Source organism: Streptomyces olivoverticillatus, assembly GCF_014203555.1.
In the GTDB taxonomy this organism is placed as follows: Bacteria; Actinomycetota; Actinomycetes; order Streptomycetales; family Streptomycetaceae; genus Streptomyces; species Streptomyces olivoverticillatus.
The window spans coordinates 268,041-286,775 of sequence record NZ_JACHJH010000001.1; the positions used below are offsets into that span (position 1 = coordinate 268,041).

Genomic DNA, 18,735 nt, shown 5'->3' on the forward strand with positions numbered 1-18,735 from the left:
GTCGTTCCCACAGGTCAAATATTCCGCGCCGAAACAAACCGATAGGATCCGCCTCATGCGCCGTTCCAAAATCGTCTGCACCCTGGGCCCCGCCGTCGACTCCTTCGAGCAGCTGAAGACGCTGATCGAGGCCGGCATGAACGTGGCCCGCTTCAACATGAGCCACGGGACCCACTCGGAGCACGAGGAGCGGTACGTCCGCCTCCGCAAAGCCGCCGAGGAGACCGGCCGCGCCGTCGGCGTCCTCGCCGACCTCCAGGGCCCGAAGATCCGCCTGGAGACCTTCGCGGACGGTCCGGTGGAGCTGGTGCGCGGTGACGAGTTCACCATCACGACGGAGGACGTCCCCGGCGACAGGACGATCTGCGGCACGACCTACAAGGGCCTGCCCGGCGACGTCGTCAAGGGCGACCAGGTCCTGATCAACGACGGCAACGTCGAGCTGCGCGTCACCGAGGTCGACGGCCCCCGGGTCAAGACGATCGTCATCGAGGGCGGCGTCATCTCCGACCACAAGGGCATCAATCTGCCCGGCGCGGCGGTGAACGTCCCGGCGCTGTCCGAGAAGGACATCGAGGACCTGAAGTTCGCGCTCGCGATGGGCTGCGACATGGTCGCGCTGTCCTTCGTCCGCGACGCCAAGGACGTCCAGGACGTGCACCGCGTCATGGACCAGGTCGGGCGCCGGGTGCCGGTCATCGCCAAGGTCGAGAAGCCGCAGGCCGTCGAGAACATGATCGAGGTCGTCATGGCCTTCGACGGTGTGATGGTGGCCCGTGGCGACCTGGCGGTGGAGTATCCGCTCGAGCGCGTCCCGATGGTGCAGAAGCGCCTGATCGAGATGTGCCGCCGCAACGCCAAGCCGGTGATCGTCGCCACCCAGATGATGGAGTCGATGATCACCAACTCCCGGCCGACCCGCGCCGAGGCCTCCGACGTGGCCAACGCGATCCTGGACGGTGCGGACGCGGTCATGCTCTCCGCCGAGTCCTCGGTCGGCGCGTACCCGATCGAGACGGTCAAGACGATGTCCCGCATCGTCGAGGCGGCCGAGCAGGAGCTGCTCTCCAAGGGCCTGCAGCCGCTGGTGCCGGGCAAGAAGCCGCGCACGCAGGGCGGTTCCGTCGCCCGCGCCGCGTGCGAGATCGCGGACTTCCTGGGCGGCAAGGCGCTGGTCGCCTTCACCAAGTCCGGTGACACCGCCCGCCGGCTGTCCCGCTACCGCACGGCGCAGCCGATCCTGGCCTTCACCACGGACGCCTCGACCCGCAACCAGCTCACGCTGAGCTGGGGCGTGGAGACCTACGTGGTGCCGCACGTGGACAACACGGACGCGATGGTCGACCTGGTCGACGCGGAGCTGCTCAAGCTCAACCGCTACACCGAGGGCGACATCATGATCATCACGGCCGGTTCCCCGCCCGGCATCCCGGGCACGACGAACATGGTCCGGGTGCACCACCTGGGCGGCGAGACCCGCTGACCCGCTGAGCACCACGGTGGCCGCCACTCCCGGTTCGGGGGTGGCGGCCATCGCGTTTTCCGCTCAGGAGCACGTACCGATCAGGAGTACGTGCCGTCGGTCAGGTACTGGTGCAGGTCCGGGATGTGCAGCGTGCCGCCGAACTGGCCCGCCTGCCGGATCTTCACATTGGTGAAGAAGATCGGGATCGGCAGCTTGAGGCCCGGGATCAGCGGGGGCGGGCTGGACGGCGACTGGGTCGACGGGATCAGGCCGAGGAGGTTGCCCTTGAGCTCCTCGGTGTACATGGTGATCTTCGAGCCGGTGACCGTGGAGGTCGTCCCCAGGCCGGTGACGTGGGTCTCCTTGTCCTGGCCGTTGACGATCTGGTGCAGGTCCTTGATCGCCAGCGAGTCCGCGGTGAACTTCAGGACCGACTTCTGCTGCCCGTTCACGGTCGTGATCCGCTTGACGCCCTCGTAGGTCAGGCCGGTCAGCGTGAGCTGGCTCGCCTCCAGGTACCAGGGCTGGTTGGGGAAGGCGCGGTGCTCGTTCTCGTCGACGACGGCCGTGCGGGGGCAGGGCGGCAGCTTCTTCCCGGCCTCGTCGCTCGCGGACGCGGACGGGCTCGGCGAGGCGGACGGGCTCGCGGAGTCACTCGGTGACGCGCTCGCGGAAGGACTCGCGCTCGCCCCGTCGGTGGCCTTGGCGTCCTTCGAGGGGTCGGCCTTCGTCCCGTCCTTGGCCTCGTCCGTCGGCTGTGCGGACGGCCGCGGCGCGGGAGCGGCCGATGACGGGGAGGCGGACGGGGTCGGCGAGGCGGAGGGGCTCGACGAGCCCTTCTTGCCGCCGGTGAGGATCTCGCCGAGCTTGTCGCCGAGGCCCAGCGGGTCGAGCGGGTTCACGGTCTTGGACGGCGAGGCGGTCGGCGCGGCAGCCGTCGACGGCGCCGGCTTGGCGTCCGGAGCCGGCTGCGAGGACGGTGAGGCGGAGGGCTCTCGGCTCGTACCGCCGCCGGACTTCGCCGGCGAAGACGAAGACGGCGAAGAGGACGAACTCGGCGGCGGCGTCTCCTCGGACGCGGACGGCTTCGCCTCCGGGCTCTTGCTCGCGCCGGGGCTCGGGGTGGCCGTCGCCTCGGGCGTCGCGTCGGGCGTGCTGGCGCACTGCGCGTCACCGAAGGGGTTCGGCGGCTCGATGGGCTTGGCCTGCGCCAGCGTGGGCGTGAGCCCCATGCCCATCAGCACGGCGCCGGGCATCGCGGCGAGCGCGACCGCCTTCCCGGCGGGCATGTGCAGCCGGGCCAGCAGCGGCTTGCGCGGTGCGGCGTGCCGGGGGCTCGTTCTGCCGCGGTCGTCGTGCGGTGCGCGCGCATCGTGGGTATCGCCCGGCTCGTGCGCCTCTTCAGTCGGCATGTTCACCTTCCACGGCAGGCTTGCCCGGCGCCCAGGACACCCCGAGCGCACCACCGATGAGGGCCAGCAGGAATCCGACCAGGAAGGCCCCGAAGTTGGAGACGACCAGGGAGACCAGCGCGAGCAGGATCGCGGCGACCCCCGCGAAGACCCTGGAGTGCGGCTGGAACCACATGGTCAGCCCGAGGACGATCAGCAGCACCCCGATGATCAGCGAACCGGCACCGGCGGTGGTGGCCAGCCGGATGCTCAAGTCGCCCAATGTCATGGTCTGGTACGGGATGTACATGATCGGGATGCCGGCCAGAATGCACAACAGCCCGCCCCAGAAGGGGCGTCGGCCCCGCCAGTCCCAGAACGAACGGCGGGTGCGGCCGAGAGTGTCGATCAGCCGTGGTCGCGTGTCGGCGCTCATGGTCTACAGCTCCTCGGGACGGGCGAAATCGTGGTGCGTTACCGGGGCACGGTACGGGCACGGGAGGGGCAACCGCCGCCCCGCACCCGACCGTTCACCGGATCAGTTCTTGCATTCGGCGCCGCCCATGGCGACGTTCATGGTCAGACCCGGAAGGGTGAACGTTCCCGCCGAGGTCGCCCAGGCCTTCTGGTCGACGTCGGTGAAGTGCACGGTCTTGGCCTGCTGGGCGAACGAGCCGGGCACATAGGCACCCCGGCCGTTCTCACCCGGCGTCGCCGGGCCCGGCCCCTTGGTGGTGGCGTCCACCGCGACGCCGATGTCCACCTCGTCGAACCGTGCGTTGGCCTTCATGTCGGTCGCGTCGATGTAGAGCTTCTGCGCGTCGACCTGCTCACCGCCGCCCGCCTTGAGCGTCATCGACACATCGCCGATGGGCGTCGGAATGGTGACCGCCTGGCAGAGATTGGTGATCTTCGCGGACTGCAGGCCGACGACGGCCACGGGCTTGTTGCCCTTCTTGGTCTGGTCCAGCGCCCCGTACTGGACGAAGCCAGTACCGTCGAGGCTCTTGGCCGTCACCTGGAACTGCTGGCCGGACACGCTGAACGACGCCGCGAGGGCGCCTTGCGCGATGGCCACGCCGATCGCGGCCGTCGCCGCGACGCTGGGCACCATGACGACGGCGAACCTACGCCATCTGGTCCCGCCACGAGTCTGGGACTTCACGACTTTCCTCCTTCTCGGACGTACACCCCCGAGCAGGGCCACCGGCCCGTGCCCCGGGATGGGAGAAGTGCTACGTCCTCGGGAAGAAGAGCGCCGTCGCATCCGCTGGCGCCAACGCGCCCGTTACACATCGGCGATCACCCCCGAGCGACAACCACTGGCCACGCCTTCGCGCAACCTGCGGAACAGGCCCCGTCCTTGTCGCACGGGGACCCCCCTGTCCCAGGACCGGCGGACTGTGCCGCCGGCCCGCCCGGTGGGGACCCAAACTCCGTGCGCGGCCAGGTGGGCCGAGCGCGTGAATGGACCGGGCTGCGCCGATCGTGGTGCATTCGCGGCCGGGGCACAAGAGGTTCATTACTAGCGAGTAACGGGCCGATAACCGAAGGGCGTCCGCTCGGCATCGAAGAGGCGGGGCAAGGTGCCGCTGCGTGCACACATCGAGGGGGACACAAAAGAAAAACCCGGGCGAAAGCCCGGGCTCTTCTTACCGAAAGTAACGACGGCCGCTTTTACCAAGTTTTGGCAAAGTGCGGCGCCTGTGCCGGGTGAGGCACAGGGGAGGCGAGATTCCGCCCTGCGCGCCTCAGAACAGCGCGCGCGAGAGGGCCGTGCGAGCGGCCTTCACCCGCGGGTCCTCCGCACCGACCACCTCGAACAGCTCCAGCAGCCGGACGCGCGCGGCGTCCCGCTCCTCCCCGGCGGTGCGCTTGACGGTGTCGATCAGCCGCCCGAAGGCGTCCTCGACGTGCCCGCCGACCAGGTCGAGATCGGCCGCGGCGATCTGCGCCGCGACATTGCCCGGGGCGTCGGCCGCCGCCTTGCGGACCTGCTGGGCGTCCACGCCCTGCACCCGCTGCAGCAACTCCGCCTGGGCCAGGCCCAGCTTGGCCTCCGCATTGGCCGGGTCGGTCGAGAGGACGTTCTTGTAGGCCCGCACGGCGCCACCCAGGTCGCCCGCGTCCAGCGCCTCGTGCGCGGCGCTCAGGGCGCTGTCGTACGGGCTCGGCGGGGCCTGCGGCACGGGGGCCTCCCCCGCCTCGCCAGCCGCCACGGGCGCACCGACGATGCCGAAGCGCTGCTCGGCGACGGCGACGAGCTGATCCAGCACGCCCCGCACCTGCGCCTCGGGCGCGGCGCCCTGGAAGAGCGGCAGGGCCTGCCCGGCCACCACCGCGAAGACCGCGGGGATGGACTGCACGCCGAACTCCTGGAACAGGAGCTGATTGGCCTCGACATCGACCTTGGCGAGGACGAACCGGCCCGCGTACTCCGCGGCCAGCCGCTCCAGGAGCGGGCCGAGCTGCTTGCACGGCTCGCACCAGTCGGCCCAGAAGTCGATGACGACCGGGACCTCGGCGGAGCGCTGGAGGACGTCCTGCTCGAAGCCCGCTTCGTCGACGTCGAAGACCAGGCGGGCGGCACCGGCGGCGGGCACGCCCTGGCGCGCGGCTTCGGCGCGCGCCTGCTCGGCCTTCTGCTTCGCCTCACCGGCCGCCTTCACCGCGGCGAGGTCGACCACTCCACTCATGGACATGTTCCGTGGCTGCATGGGCCTATCCTCCCCCCTCCGCGGTGCTAACCGGAAAATTACGCCGGGTCCCCACCCGACGCTCGTAGCCTGATGCGTGGTTGTCGCTCTCTTACGCTACGAGCCGTAGCGTAACTGCATCCCCGGTACCCGGCGCAAGGTTTTCCGGTGATCTGGCTCATACCCGGGGTGCTACCCGGCGGTAAGGTCGCTTTCATGACTTCCGCCCCACCCCCCACGCACCGCACGGGCGGCGGCCGCACGGGCCGGCCGCGCAGCGCGGATGCGGACCGCGCGATCCTGGCCGCGACGCGCGAGGCGCTGGTCGAGCTGGGCTGGAGCAAGCTGACGATGGGCGACGTGGCGGCGCGGGCCGGGGTCGCCAAGACCACCCTCTACCGCCGCTGGGCGGGCAAGAGCGAGCTCGTGGTGGACGCGGTGGCCGCACTCTTCGACGAGCACCTGGAGCTGCCCGACCGCGGCAGCCTGGGCGCCGACGTCGAGGGCGTGGTCCTGCAGTTCGCGGCCCTCCTCGAACGCCCCGAGACCAAGACGGCCCTGATGGCCGTCGTCGCCGAGTCCACTCGGGACGACGCCCTGCGCGACCGCATCCGCTCCGCGATCGTGGACCGCCAGAAGACGCTCGTCCTGGTGGGCCGCGAGCGCGCCCAGGCCCGCGGCGAACTCCCGGCCGAACCGGATGCCTCGGCGGCCGCCCGCAACGCCGACCTGATCTTCGACGTGATCGCCGGCGCGGTCGTCCACCGGACGCTGGTGAGCGCGGAGCCGGTGGACGCGGAGTGGGCACGCGCGTTCACGGCACTGCTGGTGGGCGGGCTTACGGCTGCCGCCGCCGGTTATACGGACCCGGCCGCGTAGGCGATGAACTCCGCCCAGGCGGTGGCGGGTACGGCCAGCTGGGGGCCGGGTATGCGTTTGGAGTCACGGATGTGGACGGTTTGGGGGGTGGCGGCGACTTCCACGCATTCGCCGCCACCCTCGCCGTCGCTGTAGCTGGACTTGTGCCATATCCGGCGGTTGGACGTCATTCCTCGGCCAACTTCCCGATGAACTCTGCTGAGTCCTCGCAGTTGAGGGCTTGGGTCCGGAGCATGCCGTAGCGCTGCGACAAGTCGCTCACCTTCTCGCGCTCCGCAAACATGGTGTGGTACCCCTGGCCTTCCACATAGGCACACACCGAACGGTCCTCCGTCTCCAGCAGGGTCATCGGCCCGTGAAGCCAGCTGTAGCAGCCCTGCTCGGCGAGAAGAACCTGGATGGCGACGTTGCGCTGCGTGCCGACGTCAAGCAGGCGCCGCATCTGCCCCTTCATCACTTCCGGCCCGCCGACCCCGGTGCGCAGTGCGGCCTCGTAAATGACGAAGCTGAACACCGCTGTCGATTTCAGCCGCTCCTGCCGCTGCAACCGCATCGCCAACCGGTCTTCGATCGTCTGCTCATTCGCCGGTGGCCAGTGGGCTCTGAACAGTGCCAGGGCGTACTCCTCCGTCTGAAGCAGCCCGGGGACGAGAAGTGCCTGGTACTGGTACTGCACGATCGCCGTGGCTTCCATGTCCAGGAACGCGGGCAGGAGCCAAGGACTCTTGTCCGGCTGCAAATAGCCCTGCGTGGCGACCAGTTTGCCCTTCGCGCCGCACATTTCATCCGCGACCTCAAGAAGCCGCTGCGTAGGCCGCCGCCTCCCCTGTTCCATCGACTTCACGGACTCGTACTCGTACCCGGCTTCCTTGCCGAGGTCCTCTCGGCTGATGCCCGCGTCCATGCGCCACAACTTCACTTGGTTGCCGCACATGCGCCAGGCCGTCGGTGGCTGGGAGATCTCACTCGTCACGGCCGTACCCGCCCCCCTCCGTACCTCTGTCAGTACCAACGGAGGCTAAGGCGGGCAAGCCGTGTGCGAGACGGATTCGCTCAGAAATCCGCCGATTCGGTGTACGCGCCTCAGCGCTTGCCCGGCTTTGCGAGCAGCAGCTCCGTGTTGTGGTCGCCCGGGGCGCCCAGTCTTTTCGCCGGGGTCGCGTTCGGGTCGTTGAAGGAGAGCTCTCGGTACAGGGCCGCGAGGCCCGCGTTCGACGTGTCGCCGAAGTCCGTCTCGTAGCGGGCGGCGGACTCGACGAGGGTGGTGAAGAGGGACAGCGTCCCGTCACCGTTGTCGGCTATCTCGATGATGCGCGCGTGCTGCGGGAAGTCGATGTGGGAGGCGGTGTTGATCTCCCAGAAGGCCCGCTCGGGCACCGCGTGACCGTGGGCCAGGATCTGGTTCTGGTGGGTGTGCCCGTTGACCCACGCGACGACGTTCGGGTAGCGCTGGAGCAGGGCGACGAGTTCGTTGCCGTCGTGGCGCTTCTCGAAGAGGTGGTGGGGGTCGGGGAGCAGATTGCCCATAGAGCCGCTGGTGTGGTGGCTGAACAGGACAATCAGCTCGCCGGAGCCGCTGCTCCCCCGTACGACACGGCCGTCCGCGTCGTACCAGTGCGAGCTGCGCGACTGGAGGACGGACTCCAGCCACTTCAGCTGCGCCGTGCCGATCGAACCGTCCGCGAAGCCCGCCGGGTTGGTGGTGTCCAGGCTGACGCCGAGGACGCCCTCGGAGATCGGGAAGGTGTAGTACAGCTTCCCGCTCGCGGCCGCCGACGCGGTGAAACCGTGACCGACCGGGCCGGGGCCGGTGTGGGCGGGGTCCAGGTGGGCCTTGGCGAACTCGGCGGGTGAGAAGGGCGTGCGGCGCGGGTCCGGGGTGATGTCGCGGACCGGGCCGCCGTTCCTGAGCAGCCGGGCGAGGTGGGCGATGGCCTGGGCGGGGTCGTTGCGCAGGGCGTCGGCGAGCTTGGCGGCCTCGTCCTCGTCGATGCCTTCGAGCTTGCGGTCGCCGGTGTAGAGGGAGTGGAGCAGGCCGAGGTCGGGGAGCGTGCCCTCGATGCTGTCGTCGTGGTTGCCGACGGTGCTGTACCAGGGGGTGCGCAGGCCGGGTGCGGAGAAGGGACTGCCGGAGGCGGTGAGGAAGCCGGGGACCTGGGGGAAGCCCTGCCCCTTGAAGTCGTCCCGGAAAGCGGACTCCGGGTTCCAGAAGAGCGCGCTGCCGGAGTTCTGCACGCCCTCGTAGCGGGCGGGGTCGCCACTGTTGGGGGTGATGCGGCCGCCGCTCATGACGGACAGGTACCAGTCGAGCTCGATGTGCTCGTGGTTGTCGGTGTTGTCGCCGGTGGCCATGACGAGCGAGAAGGGGCTCCCGGTGAAGGGGCCGCCCCGCAGGGAGTTGATCCGTTCCACGAGCGAGGACGCGCCGCGCACGGTCAGCGCCTCCTGCGGCCGGTAGGCGCTGCCCAGCTCCCGGGCGAGGTACTCGAAGCGCACCGGGGACTCGGTGTCGACCAGGTGCATGTCCGTGAACTGCACGAAGCAGGCCAGCGCGGTGCGTCGCCCGTCCCGTGCCGACGAGGCCGCCGCGAGGTCGGTCCGTACGACGAGGGGCCAGCCGGGGCCGGACCTCAGGCGCTTGTACGGGCCGCTGCCGGTCGCGGTGGCAACTTGTTCGAGGGTGGTGCCCTCGATGCGGACGGCCCGGGCGGCGCTCGCCGCCATCGCGCGGTCCGCGGCGGCCGCGGAGGCGAACCGGCCGTCGGTCAGCAGGGACAGGGCCGCGGCTGCGCTGGCCGCGGCGGTACCGGTGAGGAAGTGGCGTCTGCTGTAGGCGGGCATGCCGCGTGTCTCCTGACGGTCGGTCGGCCGCGGGTCGCACGTACGTACTCGCGAGTAAGTTGGCTGACCGTCAGGATGCTGACCGGTACTGGCGATTCCGTGAACGAAATAGGAAGGAAAAGTGAGGTAGTTGTTGAGCCTTGCTATGAATCTCGCCGAACCTCGCCGAACCTCGCCAATGAGATGGATAGGACGGACGACACAAAAACACCCCGGCTGCCGACCGTGAAATCGGTCGGCAGCCGGGGCGGTTGCGCAGTCCGGAGGGCCCGGCTCAGAAGCCCGCCGGCTCCGTGTACGTACCCCACTCGTCGCGCAGGGCGTCGCAGATCTCACCGAGGGTCGCCTCGGCCCGTACCGCTTCCAGCATCGGCTCGATCATGTTCGAGCCGTCGCGGGCCGCGGCCAGCATCGCTTCCAGGGAGGCGCGGACCCGGGCGTCGTCCCGGCCGGACTTGCGGGTGGACAGGGCGCGGACCTGCTCGCGCTCCACCTCGTGGCTGACCCGGAGGATCTCCAGGTCGCCGGTGACCGACCCGTGGTGGCAGTTGACGCCCACGACCCGCTTGGCGCCCTTCTCCAGCGCCTGCTGGTACTGGAAGGCGCTCTCGGCGATCTCGCCGGTGAACCAGCCGTCCTCGATGCCGCGCAGGATGCCCGAGGTGATCGGGCCGATCGGGTGCCGACCGTCGGGGTGTGCCCGCAGGCCCCGCTCCCTTATCTGCTCGAAGATCTTCTCCGCGTCGGCCTCGATGCGGTCCGTGAGCTGCTCCACGTACCAGGCGCCGCCGAGGGGGTCGGCCACGTTGGCGACGCCGGTCTCCTCCATCAGCACCTGCTGGGTGCGCAGCGCGATCTCCGCGGCCTGCTCGCTGGGCAGCGCCAGGGTCTCGTCCAGGGCGTTGGTGTGCAGCGAATTCGTGCCGCCGAGCACGGCGGCGAGCGCCTCCACGGCCGTACGCACGACGTTGTTGTACGGCTGCTGTGCGGTCAGCGAGACGCCGGCGGTCTGGGTGTGGAAGCGCAGCCACTGCGCCTTGTCGGTCTTCGCGCCGTAGACCTCCTTCATCCAGCGGGCCCAGATGCGGCGGGCCGCGCGGAACTTGGCGATCTCCTCGAAGAAGTCGACGTGGGCGTCGAAGAAGAAGGACAGGCCGGGGGCGAAGGTGTCGACGTCGAGGCCGCGGGAGAGCCCGAGCTCCACGTACCCGAAGCCGTCGGCCAGGGTGTAGGCGAGCTCCTGCGCGGCCGTGGCCCCGGCCTCGCGGATGTGGTACCCGGAGACGGACAGCGGCTTGTAGGCCGGGATGGAGCGCGCGCAGTGCTCCATCAGGTCGCCGATGAGACGCAGGTGGGGCTCGGGCTGGAAGAGCCACTCCTTCTGCGCGATGTACTCCTTGAAGATGTCGGTCTGGAGCGTGCCGTTGAGCACGGACGGATCCACGCCCTGGCGCTCGGCGGCGACCAGGTACATGCAGAAGACCGGGACGGCCGGGCCGCTGATCGTCATGGAGGTGGTGACGTCGCCGAGCGGGATGTCCTTGAAGAGGACCTCCATGTCGGCGGCGGAGTCGATGGCCACACCGCAGTGGCCGACCTCGCCGAGGGAGCGGGGGTCGTCGGAGTCGCGGCCCATGAGGGTCGGCATGTCGAAGGCGACGGACAGGCCGCCACCGCCGTTGGACAGGATCATCTTGTAGCGCTCGTTGGTCTGCTCGGCGTTGCCGAAACCCGCGAACTGGCGGATGGTCCAGGTCCGGCCCCGGTAGCCGGTCGGATACAGACCGCGAGTGAAGGGGTACTCGCCGGGCCAGCCGATCCGCTCGAAGCCCTCGTAGGTGTCGCCGGGGCGGGGGCCGTACACGGGGTCGACCTCGTCGCCGGAGAGGGTGGTGAAGTCGGCGTCGCGCTTGCGCGCCGCGTCGAACCTGGCCTGCCAGCGGCTGCGCCCCGCCTCGATCGCTTCTGCGTCCATGCTTCGAATTTACTAGGACGTCCTAGTAATTGTCGATGAGAAACCGCCCGCGCCTTGTGGCGCGGGCGGTTCGCGTGTCGCGCGGAGGGCGCGCGTCAGGCGCCGGCGGCCTGCGCCGCCTCGTCCACGACCAGCGGCTCCAGCTCGCGCGAGACCTTGCGCTCGACGAAGAAGGCGGCGGTCGGAATGGTGCCCGCGAGGAGCACCCAGGCGAGCTTGCCGAAGGGCCAGCGGGCCTTGGAACCCATGTCGAAGGCGAAAACGAGGTAGAGGACGTAGAGCCAGCCGTGCGCGATGGCGACGATGCGCGTGGGGCCCGCGGCGCCGTCCATGTCGAGCAGGTACTTGGCGATGACGCCGATCGTCAGGAGGACCAGCAGCACGCCGGTGACGTACGCCATCACGCGGTAGCGGGTCAGTACGTTCTTCTTCATGAGCAGAGAGCGTAACGGCACGTTCCGGGGCGATCTTCGCCGCCCCGCCCCGTAGTTGCGCGGTCGTTATCCGCCCGGCTGCGGCTCCGGCTCGTCCTCGAAATCCCCCGCCGCCACCCGGAGCGGCCGCAGCACCCGGAAGAGCTCGCCGCACTCCTCGGCGTCGTACGCGCCCAGCCCGAAGTCCATCGCCATCAGGTCGCGCGTGGCCGACTCCACGACGTCGCGCCCCTTGTCGGTGATCGAGGCGAGCGTGCCACGGCCGTCGTTGGGGTTGGGCCGCTTGGCCACCAGACCCGCCTTGACCAGGCGGTCCACGGTATTGGTGACGGACGTCGGGTGCACCATCAGCCGCTCACCGATCTTCGACATGGGCAGCTCACCGGCCTTGGAGAAGGTGAGCAGCACCAGCGCCTCGTACCGCGCGAAGGTCAGCCCGTACGGCTTGAGCACCGCGTCGACCTGGCCGAGCAGGATCTGCTGGGCCCGCATGATCGAGGTGATGGCGGCCATGGACGGCACGGAACCCCAGCGCTGCTTCCAGAGTTCGTCGGCGCGGGCGATCGGATCGAAGGGGAGGCTGAGCGGCTTCGGCACGCACACGAGCGTACCGGGCGGCCACATCATGACCGCCCCGATCTCACACTCCGGGACAGGCTCTGAGGCCCGCCCCGGGCCGAGCGCATGTCAGCCCTCCGCCAGGTGCCGTTCCACCGTCGCGACCTTCGAGGTGAGGCCGTCCGTGACACCCTGCCGGATGTCGGCCTTGAGGACGAGGGAGACACGGCCGCAGCGGGCTTCCACCGCGGCCACCGCGCGCTTGACGACGTCCATGACCTCGTCCCATTCGCCCTCGATCGAGGTGAACATCGCGTCCGTGCGGTTGGGCAGGCCCGATTCGCGGACGACGCGGACCGCGTCGGCCACGTACTCGCCGACGTCCTCGCCGACGCCGAGCGGGGAGACCGAGAAGGCAACGATCATGCGTTGACCACACTCTCCTTGCGCGCACGGGCGGCGATGACGGTCGCCTCGGACTCGCGGCGCAGCATGCGGTCGGCGAAGAAGCCGCCCGTGGGGATGATCGAGAGGGCGAAGTAGAGGGCGGCCCGCGTCCACGGCCACTTGGTGCGGTTCCAGGCGTCCGCCAGGAAGACCACGTAGAGGATGAAGGAAATGCCGTGCACCCAGCCCATGACCGGCACCGCGTTGAACGACGTCGTGTTCTTGAGGACGATGCAGCAGATCAGCAGCAGCCAGGAGACGGCCTCCGGGACGGAGACCAGGCGGAGCCGGCGCAGGGAGTCGGCAGTCTTGATGTCCACGGTGGGGCACACCTTCGGTCGGAGTGGCGGAACGGTCACCGCTTGTGACGGCATTCACAAGCTCCCCCATTGTGTCAGGGCGGCGAGTGATCAAGGGATCGGGGTCCGGTCCGGGCGATTCCGGGGGTATTCCGGGGGCATTCCGGGCCCCTGGGGCCTGTTGGAGGCGTATGTCCGCCCGCTAGCGTCGGGGCGTGGCTCAGTTTCGGCTCCATGGGAGCAAAGTTCTCGCCGTCGATATGGCGGGTGACGCGGTCAAGGCCAAAAACGGTGCGATGGTCGCGTACGAAGGCGAAATGACGTTCAAGAAGATGACCGGTGGCGGTGACGGCCTGCGCGGCATGGTCACCAGACGGCTCACCGGTGAACACATGGCAGTGATGGAGGTGAAGGGGCACGGCACCTGCTACTTCGCCGACCGGGCGAGCGAGGTCAATCTGGTGACGCTGCGGGGCGAGACGCTCCATGTCGAGGCCAGCAACCTGCTGTGCACCGACTCGTCGCTGCGGACGGGCACCACCTTCACGGGGCTGCGCGGCGCCTCGCAGGGCAACGGCCTGTTCACCACGACCGTGGAGGGGTCCGGCCAGGCGGCGATCCTCTCCGACGGCACGGCGATCGTGCTGCGGGTGACCAAGCAGATGCCGCTGCAGGTGGACCCGGGCGCGTACATCGCGCACACCGGCAACCTCAAGCAGCACTTCCAGTCGGGCGTGAACTTCCGCACGTTCATCGGGGAGGGCTCGGGCGAGTCCTTCCAGATCCGTTTCGAGGGCGAGGGGCTGGTCTATGTGCAGCCCAGCGAGCGCAACACCATCGGGGGTGACCTCTGATGCCCTTCCGGCTCTTGAACTCGCGGATGGTCGAAGCCCAGGTGGTGCCGGGCCAGCGGCTGTTCAGCCAGCGCGGGGCGATGCTCGCCTACAAGGGCGACGTCTCCTTCACCCCGAGCATCACCGGCGGCCAGGGCGGAGTGATGAGCATGATCGGCCGCCGGATCGCCAATGAGGCCACGCCGCTGATGACGGTCGAGGGCAGCGGCACGGTGATGTTCGGCCACGGCGGCCACCACGTGCACGTGATCGAAATGACCGGCGACACCCTGTACGTGGAGGCCGACCGGCTGCTCGCCTTCGACGGCTCGCTCCAGCAGGGCACGATGTTCATGGGGTCCCAGGGCGGCGTGATGGGCATGGTGCGCGGCCAGGTGACCGGCCAGGGCCTGTTCACCACCACCCTCAAGGGCCACGGCGCGGTCGCCGTGATGGCCCACGGCGGCTTCATCGAGCTGCCGATCACCCCCCAGCGCCCCGTCACGGTCGACCCGCAGGCCTACGTCGCCCACAGGGGTGAGGTGCGCAACAAGCTGTCGGCGGCCATCGGCTGGCGCGAGGTCGTCGGCCGCGGCAGCGGCGAGGCCTTCCGCCTCGAGCTGTCGGGCAACGGCACGGTGTACGTACAGGCGTCGGAGGAGAAGCTTTGAACGGGCCGGTCATTCACGACGCGACCACTCTGCCGGTCGACGACAACGTCAATCCGTACGCCTTCAGCGTCGACCTCAAGGGTCAGTGGTTCCTGCAGAAGGGGAAGATGATTGCCTATTACGGGCAGATCAGCTTCCACGGCATCGGGCACGGCCCCCTGGACCGGCTGATCGCGGGCAGTTTCCACTCCCCGCTGCACGCCGCGGACTGGGTGGTCGCCGAGGGGCAGGGCAAGATGCTGCTGGCGGACCGCTCCTTCGACGTCAACTCCTACGACCTCGACAACGGCAATCTGACCGTGCGCTCGGGGAATCTGCTGGCGTTCGAACCGTCGCTGTCGCTCAAGCAGTCGATCATCCCCGGCTTCCTGACGCTCATCGGCACGGGGAAGTTCGTGGCGGCCTCCAACGGGCCGGTGGTCTTCGTGGAGCCCCCGATCCGGGTGGACCCGCAGGCGCTGGTGGGGTGGGCGGACTGCCCGGCGCCCTGCCACCACTACGACCACCAGTACCTGCGCGGTGTGATGGGCGGCGTACGGCGGCTGACGGGACTGGGCGGCGCCTCCGGCGAGGAGCACCAATTCGAGTTCGTCGGCGCCGGGACCGTGCTCCTGCAGTCCTCGGAGAAGCTGATGGACGAGATCGCCACGGGCGAGGGCCCACCGGACGAGGCGGGCGTCCCGCACGGGGGAAGTGGCGGAAACCAGTCGGTGGCCCCGCGCCTGCCGGGGCAGCTCGGGGACCTCCAGCGCCGCTTCGGGCTGTGAGCGGTACCCTGCAGAGTGTGACGTCGAACGCTTGACCCCGCGCCGACATTCCCCTTTTAGTTAATTTTTCAACCTCTTAGGTAGAATCCATTCATGGACACCGAGAACGGCACCCGCTGGCTCAGCGACGAGGAACAGTGCGCCTGGCGCACCCACCTGGACGTCAGCCGCCTGCTGATGCACCAGCTCGAACGGGACCTCCAGCCCTTCGGCCTCACCAACAACGACTACGAGATCCTCGTCAACCTCTCGGAGTCGGAGGACCACCGGATGCGGATGAGCGATCTCGCGACCGCCACTCTGCAGTCCAAGAGCCGTCTGTCGCACCAGATCACGCGCATGGAGAACGCCGGCCTCGTACGGCGCGAGAACTGCGAGTCCGACCGCCGGGGCCTGTTCGCGGTGCTGACGGAACAGGGCTGGGACACGATGCGCGAAGTGGCCCCGCACCATGTGGCGTCCGTGCGCCAGCACTTCATCGACCTGCTGTCGGCGGAGGAGCTCAAGGCCCTCCGGGAGTCCCTCGCGCCGGTGGCGAAGCACCTGCGGGCATCGCGGGGGAAGTGCTGAGCGCGTAAGGGGGCCACGCCACTGGGGTGGCGTGGCCCGTCCTCAGCTCTCCGTCAGCCCCGCCACCAGTTCGTCCGCCGCCGTGTACGGGTCCAGTTCGCCGCCGACCACGCGCTCGGCCAGGGCCGCCACGTGGCGGTCGCCGCGGAGGTCGCCGATGCGTTCGCGCAGGGTCGTGACCGCGATCGTCTCCACCTCGTGTGCCGCGCGGGCCAGGCGGCGTTCGGCGAGGACGCCGTGCTCCTCCATCCAGGCGCGGTGCTTCTCCAGGGCCTCGACGACCTCGTCGATGCCCTGGCTCCGGGCCGCGACCGTCTTGACGATGGGCGGACGCCAGTCGCCGGCGGCGCGGGATTCGCCCAGGCCCAGCATGTGGTTGAGCTCGCGGGCCGTGGCGTCCGCGCCGTCGCGGTCGGCCTTGTTGACGACGTAGACGTCGCCGATCTCCAGGATGCCGGCCTTCGCGGCCTGGATGCCGTCGCCCATGCCCGGCGCCAGCAGCACCACGGACGTATCGGCCTGGGAGGCGATCTCCACCTCGGACTGCCCGACGCCCACGGTCTCCACGAGGATCACGTCACAGCCCGCCGCGTCCAGCACCCGGATCGCCTGCGGGGCGGCCCAGGCCAGGCCGCCCAGGTGGCCGCGGGTGGCCATGGAGCGGATGTAGACGCCCGGGTCGGAGGCGTGCTCCGACATCCGGACCCGGTCGCCGAGCAGGGCGCCGCCCGAGAACGGCGAGGAGGGGTCGACGGCCAGCACGCCGACCCGCTTGCCCATCCGCCGGTAGGCGGTCACCAGGGCCGAGGTGGAGGTGGACTTGCCGACGCCCGGTGAGCCCGTCAGGCCCACGACGTACGCCCCGCCCGTCAGCGGGGCGAGCGCCGCCATCACCTCGCGCAGCTGCGGGGACGCCCCCTCCACCAGTGAGATCAGCCGTGCGACGGCGCGCGGCCGGCCCGCGCGGGCCTGCTCGACCAGGGTGGGGACGTCCATGACTGCTCCTATCTAGCTGTTATCTACCGCTTTCGACGGGTCAGTTGCCGGGTACGCGCAGGATCAGCGCGTCGCCCTGGCCGCCGCCGCCGCACAGCGCGGCCGCACCGGTCCCGCCGCCGCGGCGGCGCAGCTCCAGCGCGAGGTGGAGCACGATGCGGGCGCCGGACATGCCGATCGGGTGGCCGAGCGCGATGGCGCCGCCGTTGACGTTCACCTTTTCCGGCGATACGCCGAGATCCTTCATTGACTGCACGGAAACGGCCGCGAACGCCTCGTTGATCTCGATCAGGTCGAGGTCCTCGATGCCGATGCCCTCCTTGCCCAGCGCGTGCTTTATGGCGTTGGAGGGCTGGGACTGCAGCGAGTTGTCGGGCCCGGCCACATTGCCGTGCGCGCCGATCTCGGCGATCCAGGCCAGGCCCAGCTCCTCGGCCTTGGCCTTGCTCATCACGACCACGGCCGCGGCGCCGTCGGAGATCTGCGAGGAGGTGCCGGCGGTAATCGTGCCGTCCTTGGCGAACGCGGGGCGCAGCTTGCCCAGCGACTCCACGGTGGTCTCCGGGCGGATGCCCTCGTCCTTGCTGAAGATCACCGGGTCGCCCTTGCGCTGCGGGATCTCCACCGGGGTGATCTCGGCCTCGAAGATGCCGTTCTTCTGGGCTGCGGCGGCCCGCTGGTGGGACAGGGCCGCGATCTCGTCCTGCTCGGGGCGGCGGATGCCGAGGCGGGTGTTGTGCTTCTCGGTGGACTCGCCCATCGCGACGTTCTCGAAGGCGTCGGTGAGCCCGTCGTGCGCCATCGAGTCGAGCATCTCGATGGCGCCGTACTTGTGGCCCTCGCGGGACTTGGGCAGCAGGTGCGGGGCGTTGGTCATGGACTCCTGGCCGCCCGCGACCACGATGTCGAACTCACCCGCGCGGATGAGCTGGTCGGCCAGGGCGATGGCGTCCAGGCCGGAGAGGCACACCTTGTTGACGGTCAGCGCGGGCACGTTCATCGGGATGCCGGCCTTGACGGCCGCCTGGCGGGCCGGGATCTGCCCGGCGCCCGCCTGCAGCACCTGCCCCATGATCACGTACTGCACCTGGTCGCCGCCGATGCCCGCCCGGTCGAGGGCGGCCTTGATGGCGAATCCGCCCAGGTCGGCGCCGGAGAAGCTGCTCAGTGAGCCCAGCAGCCGGCCCATGGGCGTACGGGCGCCCGCGACGATCACGGAGGTGTTGCCGGTATTGCCGTTGATACCAGTCATGGGGCGGCTCCTTCGACGGTGGCGGCCGGCTCTTCCGGCCGGGGGTCCGGAGGTTCATCCCCCGGAGATCGCAGCACGACGGTTTCCGTCAATGTACTGAGCAGTCCGCGCCCGGTCACCGGGCGGAAGGTGTGATCGCGCGCACGTTGCGTAACCACCCCGCGCGGCGGTGCACTGGACCCATGCTGACGCGAATCGACCACATCGGGATCGCCTGCTTCGACCTCGACAAGACCGTCGAGTTCTACCGTGCCACGTACGGCTTCGAGGTGTTCCACAGCGAGGTCAACGAGGAGCAGGGCGTGCGCGAGGCCATGCTCAAAATCAACGGGACGTCCGACGGCGGCGCCTCCTATCTGCAGCTGCTGGAGCCCACCCGCGAGGACTCCGCCGTCGGCAAGTGGCTTGCCAAGAACGGCGAAGGGGTGCACCACATCGCCTTCGGCACGGCCGATGTGGACGGCGATGCGGAGGCGATCCGGGGCAAGGGCGTGCGCGTCCTCTACGACGAACCGCGTACGGGTTCCATGGGCTCCCGGATCACCTTCCTGCACCCGAAGGACTGCCACGGAGTGCTGACGGAACTCGTCACCTCCGCGCCTGATGCACAGGCGGAGCACTGACCCTCCCCTTCCCCGGCCGGTAGAGTGCAGGTTCGGCC

At 69.5% G+C, this 18,735-nt stretch carries 20 protein-coding genes and 1 pseudogene; 7 read left to right on the forward strand and 14 right to left on the reverse strand.

Going from position 1 to position 18,735, the window contains the following annotated elements:
- Positions 1 to 55: 55 nt before the first annotated feature.
- The gene (gene pyk / locus FHS39_RS01195; RefSeq protein WP_184345866.1) at positions 56 to 1,483 is read left to right on the forward strand and encodes a pyruvate kinase; all 1,428 of its coding nucleotides are present in this window, start codon (positions 56 to 58) and stop codon (positions 1,481 to 1,483) included.
- 80 nt (positions 1,484 to 1,563) lie between these two features.
- Here the strand turns inward: pyk and FHS39_RS01200 are convergent, their stop codons facing one another.
- From FHS39_RS01200 to FHS39_RS01215, 4 genes and pseudogenes are all read right to left on the reverse strand, one after another.
- Positions 1,564 to 2,877: a hypothetical protein gene (locus FHS39_RS01200; protein ID WP_184345867.1), complete on the reverse strand. Its 1,314-nt coding sequence runs from the start codon at positions 2,875 to 2,877 to the stop codon at positions 1,564 to 1,566.
- A 16-nt stretch (positions 2,878 to 2,893) separates the two neighbouring features.
- A pseudogene (locus tag FHS39_RS01205) lies at positions 2,894 to 3,292 on the reverse strand (DUF6114 domain-containing protein); the annotation flags it as partial.
- A 102-nt stretch (positions 3,293 to 3,394) separates the two neighbouring features.
- A complete protein-coding gene (locus tag FHS39_RS01210; protein ID WP_184345868.1) occupies positions 3,395 to 4,021 on the reverse strand; it encodes a DUF6230 family protein in 627 nt (208 codons plus the stop codon).
- Positions 4,022 to 4,607: 586 nt separating this feature from the next.
- Complete coding sequence (locus FHS39_RS01215; RefSeq protein WP_184345869.1) at positions 4,608 to 5,573, reverse strand: tetratricopeptide repeat protein; 966 nt, start codon at positions 5,571 to 5,573, stop codon at positions 4,608 to 4,610.
- Positions 5,574 to 5,768: 195 nt separating this feature from the next.
- Between FHS39_RS01215 and FHS39_RS01220 the strand changes: the two genes are divergently transcribed.
- Complete coding sequence (locus FHS39_RS01220; RefSeq protein WP_184345870.1) at positions 5,769 to 6,431, forward strand: TetR/AcrR family transcriptional regulator; 663 nt, start codon at positions 5,769 to 5,771, stop codon at positions 6,429 to 6,431.
- Here the strand turns inward: FHS39_RS01220 and FHS39_RS01225 are convergent.
- From FHS39_RS01225 to FHS39_RS01260, 8 genes are all read right to left on the reverse strand, one after another.
- Positions 6,410 to 6,601: a DUF397 domain-containing protein gene (locus FHS39_RS01225; protein ID WP_184345871.1), complete on the reverse strand. Its 192-nt coding sequence runs from the start codon at positions 6,599 to 6,601 to the stop codon at positions 6,410 to 6,412. The genes FHS39_RS01220 and FHS39_RS01225 overlap by 22 nt on opposite strands.
- Complete coding sequence (locus FHS39_RS01230; RefSeq protein WP_184346619.1) at positions 6,598 to 7,365, reverse strand: helix-turn-helix domain-containing protein; 768 nt, start codon at positions 7,363 to 7,365, stop codon at positions 6,598 to 6,600. The genes FHS39_RS01225 and FHS39_RS01230 overlap by 4 nt, the downstream gene beginning before the upstream one ends.
- 149 nt (positions 7,366 to 7,514) lie before the next feature.
- On the reverse strand, positions 7,515 to 9,272 hold the full coding sequence (locus FHS39_RS01235) for a TIGR03767 family metallophosphoesterase (protein ID WP_184345872.1): 1,758 nt from the start codon (positions 9,270 to 9,272) through the stop codon (positions 7,515 to 7,517).
- 274 nt (positions 9,273 to 9,546) lie between these two features.
- Positions 9,547 to 11,247, reverse strand: a complete 1,701-nt coding sequence (icmA, locus tag FHS39_RS01240) for a coenzyme B12-dependent isobutyryl-CoA mutase large subunit (protein WP_184345873.1) — start codon at positions 11,245 to 11,247, stop codon at positions 9,547 to 9,549.
- Positions 11,248 to 11,342: 95 nt separating this feature from the next.
- Complete coding sequence (locus FHS39_RS01245; protein ID WP_184345874.1) at positions 11,343 to 11,681, reverse strand: DUF3817 domain-containing protein; 339 nt, start codon at positions 11,679 to 11,681, stop codon at positions 11,343 to 11,345.
- A 66-nt stretch (positions 11,682 to 11,747) separates the two neighbouring features.
- Positions 11,748 to 12,278, reverse strand: coding sequence for a MarR family transcriptional regulator (locus FHS39_RS01250; RefSeq protein WP_184345875.1), 531 nt, complete (start codon positions 12,276 to 12,278; stop codon positions 11,748 to 11,750).
- 90 nt (positions 12,279 to 12,368) lie between these two features.
- Complete coding sequence (locus FHS39_RS01255; RefSeq protein WP_184345876.1) at positions 12,369 to 12,665, reverse strand: MTH1187 family thiamine-binding protein; 297 nt, start codon at positions 12,663 to 12,665, stop codon at positions 12,369 to 12,371.
- Complete coding sequence (locus tag FHS39_RS01260) at positions 12,662 to 13,006, reverse strand: DUF3817 domain-containing protein (protein WP_184345877.1); 345 nt, start codon at positions 13,004 to 13,006, stop codon at positions 12,662 to 12,664. The genes FHS39_RS01255 and FHS39_RS01260 overlap by 4 nt, the downstream gene beginning before the upstream one ends.
- 194 nt (positions 13,007 to 13,200) lie before the next feature.
- Between FHS39_RS01260 and FHS39_RS01265 the strand changes: the two genes are divergently transcribed.
- The 4 genes from FHS39_RS01265 (at position 13,201) to FHS39_RS01280 (ending at position 15,826) form a co-directional block, all read left to right on the forward strand.
- Positions 13,201 to 13,839: an AIM24 family protein gene (locus FHS39_RS01265; RefSeq protein ID WP_184345878.1), complete on the forward strand. Its 639-nt coding sequence runs from the start codon at positions 13,201 to 13,203 to the stop codon at positions 13,837 to 13,839.
- Complete coding sequence (locus FHS39_RS01270) at positions 13,839 to 14,489, forward strand: AIM24 family protein (protein WP_045932262.1); 651 nt, start codon at positions 13,839 to 13,841, stop codon at positions 14,487 to 14,489. The genes FHS39_RS01265 and FHS39_RS01270 overlap by 1 nt, the downstream gene beginning before the upstream one ends.
- A complete protein-coding gene (locus FHS39_RS01275) occupies positions 14,486 to 15,256 on the forward strand; it encodes an AIM24 family protein (RefSeq protein ID WP_045932261.1) in 771 nt (256 codons plus the stop codon). The genes FHS39_RS01270 and FHS39_RS01275 overlap by 4 nt, the downstream gene beginning before the upstream one ends.
- 93 nt (positions 15,257 to 15,349) lie before the next feature.
- The gene (locus tag FHS39_RS01280; RefSeq protein ID WP_184345879.1) at positions 15,350 to 15,826 is read left to right on the forward strand and encodes a MarR family winged helix-turn-helix transcriptional regulator; all 477 of its coding nucleotides are present in this window, start codon (positions 15,350 to 15,352) and stop codon (positions 15,824 to 15,826) included.
- A 42-nt stretch (positions 15,827 to 15,868) separates the two neighbouring features.
- On the opposite strand, the gene meaB is transcribed toward FHS39_RS01280, so the two are convergent.
- Both meaB and FHS39_RS01290 read right to left on the reverse strand, forming a co-directional pair.
- Positions 15,869 to 16,822: a methylmalonyl Co-A mutase-associated GTPase MeaB gene (gene meaB, locus FHS39_RS01285; protein ID WP_045932259.1), complete on the reverse strand. Its 954-nt coding sequence runs from the start codon at positions 16,820 to 16,822 to the stop codon at positions 15,869 to 15,871.
- Between the two features lie 40 nt (positions 16,823 to 16,862).
- Positions 16,863 to 18,074: an acetyl-CoA C-acetyltransferase gene (locus FHS39_RS01290; protein WP_184345880.1), complete on the reverse strand. Its 1,212-nt coding sequence runs from the start codon at positions 18,072 to 18,074 to the stop codon at positions 16,863 to 16,865.
- 182 nt (positions 18,075 to 18,256) lie between these two features.
- Between FHS39_RS01290 and mce the strand changes: the two genes are divergently transcribed.
- Positions 18,257 to 18,697, forward strand: coding sequence for a methylmalonyl-CoA epimerase (mce, locus tag FHS39_RS01295; RefSeq protein WP_045932257.1), 441 nt, complete (start codon positions 18,257 to 18,259; stop codon positions 18,695 to 18,697).
- Positions 18,698 to 18,735 lie beyond the last annotated feature (38 nt).